The organism is Amnibacterium sp. (assembly GCF_025463795.1).
Lineage (GTDB): Bacteria > Actinomycetota > Actinomycetes > Actinomycetales > Microbacteriaceae > Amnibacterium.
The window spans coordinates 1-8772 of record NZ_JAODBE010000108.1; the positions used below are offsets into that span (position 1 = coordinate 1).

12 protein-coding genes and 1 pseudogene are annotated in these 8772 nt (G+C 73.0%); all 13 read left to right on the top strand.

All coding sequences use genetic code 11. The features are described 5' to 3' along the window. On the top strand, nt 1–570 hold a 570-nt coding region (fliD, locus tag JWQ92_RS09420), incomplete at its 5' end, for a flagellar filament capping protein FliD (protein WP_297344199.1). After that, on the top strand, nt 570–986 hold the full coding sequence (fliS, locus tag JWQ92_RS09425; protein WP_297344200.1) for a flagellar export chaperone FliS: 417 nt from the start codon (nt 570–572) through the stop codon (nt 984–986). The genes fliD and fliS, both read left to right, overlap by 1 nt. Beyond that, nucleotides 979–1275, top strand: coding sequence for a hypothetical protein (locus JWQ92_RS09430; protein WP_297344201.1), 297 nt, complete (start codon nt 979–981; stop codon nt 1273–1275). The genes fliS and JWQ92_RS09430 overlap by 8 nt, the downstream gene beginning before the upstream one ends. A 162-nt stretch (nt 1276–1437) precedes the next feature. After that, nucleotides 1438–1779: a flagellar basal body protein gene (locus JWQ92_RS09435; protein ID WP_297344202.1), complete on the top strand. Its 342-nt coding sequence runs from the start codon at nt 1438–1440 to the stop codon at nt 1777–1779. Then, complete coding sequence (locus JWQ92_RS09440) at nt 1779–2168, top strand: flagellar basal body rod C-terminal domain-containing protein (RefSeq protein ID WP_297344203.1); 390 nt, start codon at nt 1779–1781, stop codon at nt 2166–2168. Before JWQ92_RS09435 ends, JWQ92_RS09440 begins: the two co-directional genes overlap by 1 nt. Beyond that, nucleotides 2165–2485: a flagellar hook-basal body complex protein FliE gene (gene fliE, locus JWQ92_RS09445; protein ID WP_297344204.1), complete on the top strand. Its 321-nt coding sequence runs from the start codon at nt 2165–2167 to the stop codon at nt 2483–2485. Before JWQ92_RS09440 ends, fliE begins: the two co-directional genes overlap by 4 nt. After that, nucleotides 2485–4146: a flagellar basal-body MS-ring/collar protein FliF gene (gene fliF, locus JWQ92_RS09450; protein ID WP_297344205.1), complete on the top strand. Its 1662-nt coding sequence runs from the start codon at nt 2485–2487 to the stop codon at nt 4144–4146. The genes fliE and fliF overlap by 1 nt, the downstream gene beginning before the upstream one ends. Further along, nucleotides 4143–5249, top strand: a complete 1107-nt coding sequence (locus tag JWQ92_RS09455) for a FliG C-terminal domain-containing protein (protein WP_297344206.1) — start codon at nt 4143–4145, stop codon at nt 5247–5249. Before fliF ends, JWQ92_RS09455 begins: the two co-directional genes overlap by 4 nt. Then, nucleotides 5239–5850 (top strand): FliH/SctL family protein, encoded by a 612-nt coding sequence (locus JWQ92_RS09460; RefSeq protein WP_297344207.1) that lies wholly within the window; start codon nt 5239–5241, stop codon nt 5848–5850. Before JWQ92_RS09455 ends, JWQ92_RS09460 begins: the two co-directional genes overlap by 11 nt. After that, nucleotides 5847–7172: a FliI/YscN family ATPase gene (locus JWQ92_RS09465; RefSeq protein WP_297344208.1), complete on the top strand. Its 1326-nt coding sequence runs from the start codon at nt 5847–5849 to the stop codon at nt 7170–7172. The genes JWQ92_RS09460 and JWQ92_RS09465 overlap by 4 nt, the downstream gene beginning before the upstream one ends. Further along, on the top strand, nt 7172–7618 hold the full coding sequence (locus tag JWQ92_RS09470; protein ID WP_297344209.1) for a flagellar FliJ family protein: 447 nt from the start codon (nt 7172–7174) through the stop codon (nt 7616–7618). Before JWQ92_RS09465 ends, JWQ92_RS09470 begins: the two co-directional genes overlap by 1 nt. Further along, a complete protein-coding gene (locus JWQ92_RS09475; protein WP_297344210.1) occupies nt 7615–8397 on the top strand; it encodes a C40 family peptidase in 783 nt (260 codons plus the stop codon). Before JWQ92_RS09470 ends, JWQ92_RS09475 begins: the two co-directional genes overlap by 4 nt. After that, a pseudogene (locus JWQ92_RS09480) lies at nt 8394–8772 on the top strand (hypothetical protein); the annotation flags it as partial. The gene JWQ92_RS09475 and the pseudogene JWQ92_RS09480, both read left to right, overlap by 4 nt.

An 8772-nucleotide genomic window follows, 5' to 3' on the forward strand; every position in this document is an offset into this window, starting at 1 on the left:
ACCGGCAACCTCATCGCCCTGTTCTCGACGATCGCCACCGACTCCGCCGTCTCCACGAGCTCGAGCACGAGCGGCGGCACCAGCAGCACGTCCACGACGGGGTCCGTGTTCACCGGCGACACGGGGATCCGGGCGCTCAACGATCAGATGCTGACCGCCGCCACCGCGGCCGTGAACGGCAAGAGCCCCTCGACGATCGGGATCACCCTCACGAAGACCGGCACGATCACCTTCGACGAGACGGCCTTCACGAGCGCGATGGCGAGCGACCCCGCCGGCACGATGTCGATGTTCCAGACGATCGCGAGCCGGATCTCCGGCGCCGCGTCGGCCGCATCCGACCCGCTCACCGGCACGCTGACGCAGAAGATCACGTCCCAGGAGTCGCGGGAGTCGAGCCTCAACAGCCAGATCAGCGACTGGACCACGCGTCTCGCGCTGATCCAGCAGAACTACCAGAACCAGTTCAACAACCTCGAGACCGCGCTGAACAACCTCAGCTCGCAGGCCTCCTGGCTCACGTCGCAGATCGCGACCCTCCCGTCCTACAACTCCGGAAGCAGCAAGTGATGGCCAACGAGTACGCCGCCGCCCGCAACCTCTACAACCGCGACTCGGTGCTGTCGGCGTCGCCCGCGCGGATCCTCACGATGCTCTACGACCGGCTGCTGCTCGACCTGCAGCGCGCGGAGACCGCGCAGCGGCAGGAGGACTGGACGGCCGCGACGCCGTGCCTCCTGCACGCGCAGGAGATCGTCGCCGAGCTCATGAGCTCCCTCCGGCCCGAGATCTGGGACGGCGGACCCGGACTGCTCGCCCTCTACGCCTACGTGACGCAGAACCTCATCACCGCGAACGTCCGCCGCGACATCGGCAAGACGCGCGAGTGCATCGTGCTGCTCGAGCCGCTGCGCACCGCGTGGCACGAGGCGGCGCTGAAGGTCTCGATGGAGCAGGCGGCTCAGCGCCGCGACGCCGTTGGCTGATCCGGCCGGCTCGGTCTGGACGCCCGTCCTCGACGACCTCGAGGACCGCGTCGCCCGCGCGGAGGACGGTGACCTCGGTCGGCTCGAGGGCTGGGCGCCCGCGCCGGTGCCGGCGCCCATGACCCCCGGGGACGTCGAGCGCGCCACTCGTGTGCTCGCCCGGCAGCGGGCGCTGCTGACGCGGCTCCGCGACGAGCAGGGGGGCGTCGCCGCGCGGATGGCGGCGACCCGGAAGCCCGCGTTCCGGGCGTTCACCGCGCCTCCGGTCTACGTCGACCGCTCCCTCTGACGCGAGGGGGGACAGCGGTCCCCCGAACGGGGGGCGTCGCGCCTCCCGGGAATCGCGCGTCGCGCGCTTTAGTGTCGCGTCAACTCCCCGAGCACGGATCGCTCGGGTTCCTGCAGGCCATGGATTCGGCCGCCGCACCGTTCACCGTAGGTGGGATGCGCCGTGTTCCAATCGGTCACCATGAACGCGCTCTCGAGCGCACTCGACGGCCTCGCCGCTCGTCAGCAGGCCATCGCCCAGAACATCGCGAACATCAACACGCCGAACTACAAGGCGAAGGTCGTCTCGTTCGAGAACGCCCTCGCCCAGTCGGTGGCGGCGGGTTCCGGCGTCGCCGGCGCGGCCTGGACGACGTCCGCCGCGCCGACCGTGCAGAACGGCAACAACGTCGCCCTCGACTCGGAGACGTTGAACAACGAGCAGACCGTGCTGATGTACCAGTTCGCCGCGCAGGCCGTGAACATGGACTTCGACGCCACCTCGACCGCTCTGAAGACCGCCTGATGGACGCGATCGGCATCGCCGCCTCGGCGCTCAACATGCACCAGGCCTGGCTCAACGCGATCTCCAACAACATCGCGAACATCAACGACGCCAAGAACCCGAGCCAGAACGCCTTCCAGGCCGAGTACCTCGTGGCGCAGGAGTCGGCCGGCAACACCGGCGTCACCGTCGCCAGCGTTCAGCACGGCAGCGCCACCGGGAGGCTCGTGTACGACCCGACCAACCCGGTCGCCAGCTCCACCGGCTACGTCCGCATGCCGGACATCGACCTCGGTGAGCAGATGAGCGACCTGATCATGGCCCAGCGCGGCTTCGAGGCGAACTCCAACGTGGTGGACCGCGCCAAGGAGACGTACCAGGCCGCCCTGGCGATCGGCAGGAACGCATGAACCCCATCACCTCGGTCTCCGGCCTCACCTCGCTGCCGGGCCTCTCCGGCGTCACGGGCGCGGCGGATCCGTCCGCGACCACGGCCACCTCGGGCAGCGGCTTCGGCGGGATGCTCGCGAACGCGGTCGACGGGCTGTCCGGCCTGCAGAACACCGCGAACTCCGCCGCCGTCAAGGCGGTCACGAGCGGTGACCTCACCGACATCCATCAGGCGACCCTCGCGGCGACCCGCGCCCAGGTGACCATGGAGCTCGTCACGGCCGTGCGCAACAAGGGCATCGACGCGTTCAACCAGATCATGAGCATGCAGGCCTGATGAAGAACCTCAACGGCGCCGGCCGCCGCCTCCTCGACACCGTGCGCGGCTTCACCGTCGCGCAGCGCACGATCGCGCTCATCGGCGTGGCGATCCTCGTGCTCGGCGGTGTCGCGCTGTCGAACTGGCTCGGCCGGCCGACCTACTCGCCGCTGTTCACCGGCCTGTCGGCCTCGGATGCGAGCGGCGTCGTCGGCCAGCTGGCCAAGGACAAGGTCGACTACCAGCTCTCCGACGGCGGTGCGACGATCCTGGTGCCTGCCGCCGACGTCGACGCCGAGCGTCTCGCCGCGGCCTCGGCCGGGCTGCCGAGCTCGAGCACGACCGGCTACGCGCTGCTCGACAACATGGGAGTCACCGCCAGCGAGTTCCAGCAGAACGTCACGTACAAGCGCGCGATCGAGGGTGAGCTGGCGAAGACCATCTCCTCGATCAGCGGCGTGACGGCCGCATCCGTGCAGCTCGCGATCCCGCAGCAGACCGTGTTCAGCGACAAGCAGCAGGACCCCACCGCCTCCGTGTTCGTCAACGTGGCGACGCCGCTCACGAGCGACCAGGTGCAGGCGATCGTGCACCTCACGGCGGCCGCCTACCCGGGCCTCAAGGACACGAACGTCTCCGTCGTCGACCAGAAGGGCGAGACGCTCTCCTCGGTCGGGGGCTCCCCGTCCGGCAGCGCCTCCGAGCAGGCGACCACGTACGAGGACGCCACCCGCGCGAAGATCCAGGCGCAGCTCGACGCGCTGCTCGGTCCGGGCAACTCGACGGTCACGGTCAACGCGACCGTCAGCCAGTCGTCCGGCACCACGACGAGCAAGACGTACACGACGCCGTCCGGCGCCCCGGTGCTGTCGCAGAGCGCCAACAAGTCCACGTACAAGGGCAGCGGAGCGAGCGGCGCCGCAGGCGTGCTCGGGACCGATACGACCTCGACGAGCACCGGCACCGGTACGACGGCCGGCAGCGGCGACACCTACACGTCGGATCAGGGCGTGAAGAACAACGCCATCGACCAGACGACGACGACCCAGACGATCACGCCCGGCACCCTCACCTCGCAGTCCATCGCGGTCGCGGTCAACGCCACCAAGGCGGCCAGCATCCCGACGAGCACGATCCAGAGCCTCGTCGCGGCCGCCGGCGGCGTGAACACGAAGCGTGGCGACACGATCACCGTGGCCGCCGCCCCGTTCTCGAACTCGGCCGCGTCGGCGGCGAAGGCCGCGCTCGCGCAGCAGCAGTCGGCGCAGTCGTCGGACAACATGTCGCGGATGATCACGGCGGCGATCTGGGTCCTCGGCGGGCTCGTCGGGTTCGTGCTGCTCGTGCTCGTGCTCCGGAAGCTGTTCAAGAAGCCGGAGCAGGACACCGTGGACGCCGGGCAGCTGTCCGTCGTGCCGCCCGCCTCGCCCCTCGACGCCGTGCTCGCCGGCGGCGCGCCCCGCCTGCAGGGCGGCGCGAACCCGATGGCGGGCCTGCCGACCGTTCCCGCGCCCACCGTCGCGATGCCGCAGGCCGTCCCGGTCGCCCCGCGCGCCACGGCGGAGCACCTGTCGCCGTTCGAGCGCCTCCAGGCCGACGTCGACGCGCTCGCCGAGGCCGCTCCCGACCGCACCGCCGAGTACCTGCGTGCGCTCATGGCCGAGGGGGCCGGTGCGTGACCGGCATCGGCACCGATTTCGCCCCCGTCGCGGTCCGCAGCCTCTCGGGCGTCCAGAAGGCCGCGCTCGTGCTCATGAACATGAGCACGGAGCGCGCCGCGGCCGTGCTGCGGAACTTCAGCCCGGACGAGGCCGAGGAGATCACCGCGGAGATGGCGCGGATGCGCGCTCCCGCCGGCCGCGACGCGGAGACGGCGATCCGCGAGTTCCACGAGCAGAACGTCGTCCGCAACGAGCCCTCCGGCGGCCGCACCGGCAAGGACATCGCGGCCGACCTCATCCACGCGTCGTTCGAGCCGGAGCGCGCCGCGGGGCTGCTCGAGCGGATCGAGGCGCCGGAGGCGAGCGTCTCGTTCGCGTTCCTCGAGTCGGTGGAGGCGCCGGCCGTCGGGAAGCAGCTCGCGGGGGAGACCGCCGAGACGGTCGCGTTCGTGCTCGTGCAGCTCGGGCCGGACCAGGCCGCGAAGGTGCTCATGGCCCTCGAACCCGACCGGCGCACGGACGTCGCCGAAGCGATCGCGACCATGGGCAGCCCGGCGCCCGAAGCGGGCGGCATCGTCGCCGACGCGCTCCGCCGCCAGCTCCGCGCATCCACCTCCCGGTACGCACCGGTCGCCGCCGCCGGCGCTCCCGGGCTGCGCGTCCAGCCGCTCGTCGACATCATGAACCGCGCGGAGCCGGCGGCCGAGGGCGAGCTGATGGCGGCGCTGCAGGCCAGGGACGCGCACCTCGCCGAGGAGGTGCGCGCGAAGCTGCTCGCGTTCGAGGACCTGCCGCGCCTGAAGGACCTCGACCTGCAGCAGGTGCTCCGCGGCATCGACATCGGCCAGCTGGCCCTCGCCCTCAAGGGCGCCGGCGACGACATCGCCGACGCGGTGCGGGCGAACATGTCCGAGCGCAACCGCGAGACCCTCGCCGCCGAGGCGGCGGAGCTCGGGCGCGTGCCCCGCAGCAAGGTCGACGAGGCGCGGCACGCGATCGTGCGCGCGCTCCGCGAGCTCGCCGGCACGACCGGGCTGGAGCTGAAGCCGCCGGCCGGCGAGGGCCCGGCCGAGGGCGACGCCCCCGCCGAGATCGAGGACGAGGAGGAGTATGTCGACTAGCAGCTCCTTCGCCCCGCTCGTCTTCCCCGAGGTGGCCACCGAGGTCACGGGGGAGATCGCCGAGCGCGCCCGCGTTCAGGGACACGCGGCCGGTTACGCGGCCGGCCGCCGTGAGGCCGCCGCGATGCTCGAGCAGGACCGATCCGTGCTCCGCGCCGAGGCCGACCGCGTGCTGGCGGGCGAGATCGTCCGCGTACGGAGCGCCGCGGCCGCCCTCGAAGCCGCCGCCGCGTCCCTCCGTGCCGTCGCCGGCTCCTCGAACGCGGTGGTGGACGAAGCCGTGCTGGCCGCCGCCGTCGACATCGCGGAGCTCGTACTCGGCCGTGAGCTGGCGGATCGGCCGGGTTCGGCCGTCGCCGCGGTGCGCCGTGCGCTCGCCGCCGCCGGTGACGCGCCCGTCCGCCTCCTGCGGCTGCACCCCGACGACCTGGCCCTGGTCGAGGAGGTCGCGGCGGCGGAGCACCCGTCGGTGCGTCTCGTCGCCGACGCCGGCCTCGACCGCGGGGACGCCGTCGCGGACCTCGCCGACGGCTCGGTGGACGCCCGGATCGGCGCCGCCCTCGACCGCGTGCGCCTCGCCTTCTCGGGGGAGCCGGCATGAGCGCCACCACCGCCCCCTACCGGCCGCCCGGCCTCGACCTGCTGCTGACCGCGGCCCGGCCCGAGCGGATCGGCGCCGTGGCCGCCGTCGCCGGGCTCGGGATCCGCGTCCGCGGCGTGTCCGCCGCGATGGGTGACCTCCTGCACGTGGGGGAGGAGCGCAGCCGCGCCGAGGTCGTCGCCGTCAGCGGCGACGAGGTCGTGCTCATGCCGATCGACCGGATCGACGGCATCCGCGTCGGTGCCCCGGTTCGCGCCACCGGCCGACGGCTCACCGTCCCGACCGGAGCCGGCCTGCTCGGCCGGGTGCTCGACGCGACCGGCCGCCCGATCGACGGGCGCGGCCCGCTCCGAGTCGAACGACGCGTGCCCGTCGACGCCGAGCCGCCGTCGGCGCTCCACCGTGCGCGCATCGAGCAGCCGCTGCACCTGGGGGTGCGTGCGCTCGACACCCTCACCACCGTCGGCCGCGGCCAGCGGATCGGCCTCTTCGCCGGCTCGGGCGTGGGCAAGTCGTCCCTGCTGTCGATGATCGCCCGGGGCAGTGACGCGGCCGTCACGGTCATCGCCCTGATCGGCGAGCGCGGCCGCGAGGTCCGGGAGTTCCTCGAGGACGACCTCGGCCCCGCCGGCCTCGCCCGCAGCGTCGTCGTCGTGTCGACCGCGGACCAGCCGGCCCTCACGCGGTCGCGCGCCGCGTTCACCGCGACGCGCATCGCCGAGTCCTTCCGCGATGCCGGCACGCACGTGATGCTGATGATGGACTCGCTCACGCGGGTGGCGATGGCCCAGCGCGAGATCGGGCTCTCCGTCGGCGAGCCGCCCGCGACCCGCGGCTACCCGCCGAGCGTCTTCGGCCTGCTCGCCCGCCTCCTCGAGCGGGCCGGCACCGGGCAGGTCGGCTCCATCACCGGCGTGTACACCGTGCTCGTCGACGGCGACGACCACAACGAGCCCATCGCCGACACGGTGCGATCCATCCTCGACGGCCACGTCGTGCTCGACCGCAAGCTCGCGACCGCCGGCCACTTCCCGTCGATCGACGTGCTCGGCAGCGTCTCCCGGCTCGCCTCCCGCGTCACCACCCCGCAGCAGCGAGCGGCGGCGTCCACCCTGCGTTCCGTGCTCGCCGCGCGCCGCGAGGTGCAGGACCTCATCGACGTCGGCGCCTACGTGCCGGGCGCGAACCCGCGCGTCGACGCGGCCCTCACGCACGCGGAGGCGATCCGCGCGTTCCTCACCCAGCGCATGGACGACGTCACGCCGGCCGAGGTCGCGTGGCATCGCCTGGAGGCGCTCGTCGCGCCGATGGGAGGCGTGTGATGGCCGTGTTCAGCCTTGCGGGCCTGCTCCGCCTTCGACGCCTCAAGGAGGACCGGGCGGCGGTCGAGGTCGGGAGCGCGCGCTCCCGCGCCTCCGAGATCGCTGCGGAGCGGCACCAGCTGATCGGCACCCTCACGGACCACGGCCACGAGGCGCGCGACGTGCGCGGCATCGCGGCCATCTCGGCCGCGCGGGCGTCGACCTCCACCATGCTCGCCGACCTGGAGGGGCTGCGGCGAACGCAGGAGGAGATCGTCGCCCGCGCCGAGGCGGAGCACCGCGCCGCCCGTCGCGCGACCCTCTCGGTCGAGAAGCTCGAGGAGCGGCACGACGTCGCGACCCGAGCGGAGGAGCTCCGCGCCGAGCAGGTCGTGCTCGACGAGCTCGCCGGGCAGGCCCGCGCCCGACTCACCGCGCTCCAGCCCGACGGAGGGGGACCCCAGTGACGTTCACGGACATGGTCTCCACGATCCAGCAGATCCGGACCCAGCTCGCGGCACTGTCGCCCACCCCCGCGGCAGGGTCGACCGGGTCCGCGACCGCGTTCGCCGACGCGATGAGCGGTGCCGCCGCCACGTCCTCGACACCCGAGGTCTCCTCGACGGCGTCGACGGACGGGGCCGTCATCTCCTCCAACGGCGTCACCGGTGGCGACGTCGTGCAGGCCGCCCTGAAGTACAAGGGCGTGCCGTACGTCTTCGGCGGCGAGTCCTCGTCCGGGATGGACTGCTCCGGCCTCGTGCAGAAGACGTTCTCCGACCTCGGCATCTCGGTACCGCGCCTCGTGCACGAGCAGCAGACCGTCGGCCAGAAGGTCGACTCGCTGAAGGACGCGAAGCCCGGCGACCTCATCGTGCTGAACGGCGGCGACCACATCGCCATCTACATGGGGAACGACACCGTGATCCACGCACCCTACGAGGGGCGCACCGTGTCGGTGCAGAAGGCGTGGTTCACGGACAAGGACATCGTGACCATCCGCCGCATCGTGCCGGCGACCGGGGAGGCGACCGCGGCCACCTCGGGCGGCACGTCCGCGGCCACCACGGCCGACGTGGCCGCCCTGTCCGCCATGCTCGGCGGCGGCTCGTCCTCATCCCTGCTGGACTCGACCGGCGGCACCTCGCTGTCGAGCCTGCTCTCGACACTCGGCGCCGGTGGCAGCACCGGTACCGCCCAGCAGCTGCTCGCCGCGCGCGCGGCCATCTCGGCAGGAGTCGCATGACCGCGTCCATCTCGGTGACCGACCTCGTCGCTCGCCCCGCCGCGCAGGCGTCCCGTCGGTCCTCCTCGGACGGCGGAACCGCATTCCAGACCGCGCTCGACGCGCAGTCGGCCGGCACCGGGCAGGACGCCGCGGCCCGCGCCACGTCGACGCCCGAGGCTGCGAGGGAGGGTGCCGCGCCGGACCAGCGGTCGGCGGTCGAGCAGCGCGAGCGCATCGCGCCGGGGGACCGGCCCGCAGACGCCGCCGACGGCCCCGGCCGCCCCTCGCACCAGGACCGCGCCAAGCGCGCCGACGACGGAGCGCCCGGCGACGCGGCCTCCCCGGATCCGTCCGGTGCGGCGCCGACGCCGGCTGCCACTCTGATGCCGGCTG

Bases quoted from the DNA above. Each gene is read 5' to 3' on its own strand.
- fliS (WP_297344200.1), top strand. From the start codon at position 570: ATGGCCAACGAGTACGCCGCCGCCCGCAACCTCTACAACCGCGACTCG.
- JWQ92_RS09440 (WP_297344203.1), top strand. From the start codon at position 1,779: ATGGACGCGATCGGCATCGCCGCCTCGGCGCTCAACATGCACCAGGCC.
- fliE (WP_297344204.1), top strand. From the start codon at position 2,165: ATGAACCCCATCACCTCGGTCTCCGGCCTCACCTCGCTGCCGGGCCTC.
- fliF (WP_297344205.1), top strand. From the start codon at position 2,485: ATGAAGAACCTCAACGGCGCCGGCCGCCGCCTCCTCGACACCGTGCGC.
- JWQ92_RS09460 (WP_297344207.1), top strand. From the start codon at position 5,239: ATGTCGACTAGCAGCTCCTTCGCCCCGCTCGTCTTCCCCGAGGTGGCC.
- JWQ92_RS09465 (WP_297344208.1), top strand. From the start codon at position 5,847: ATGAGCGCCACCACCGCCCCCTACCGGCCGCCCGGCCTCGACCTGCTG.
- JWQ92_RS09470 (WP_297344209.1), top strand. From the start codon at position 7,172: ATGGCCGTGTTCAGCCTTGCGGGCCTGCTCCGCCTTCGACGCCTCAAG.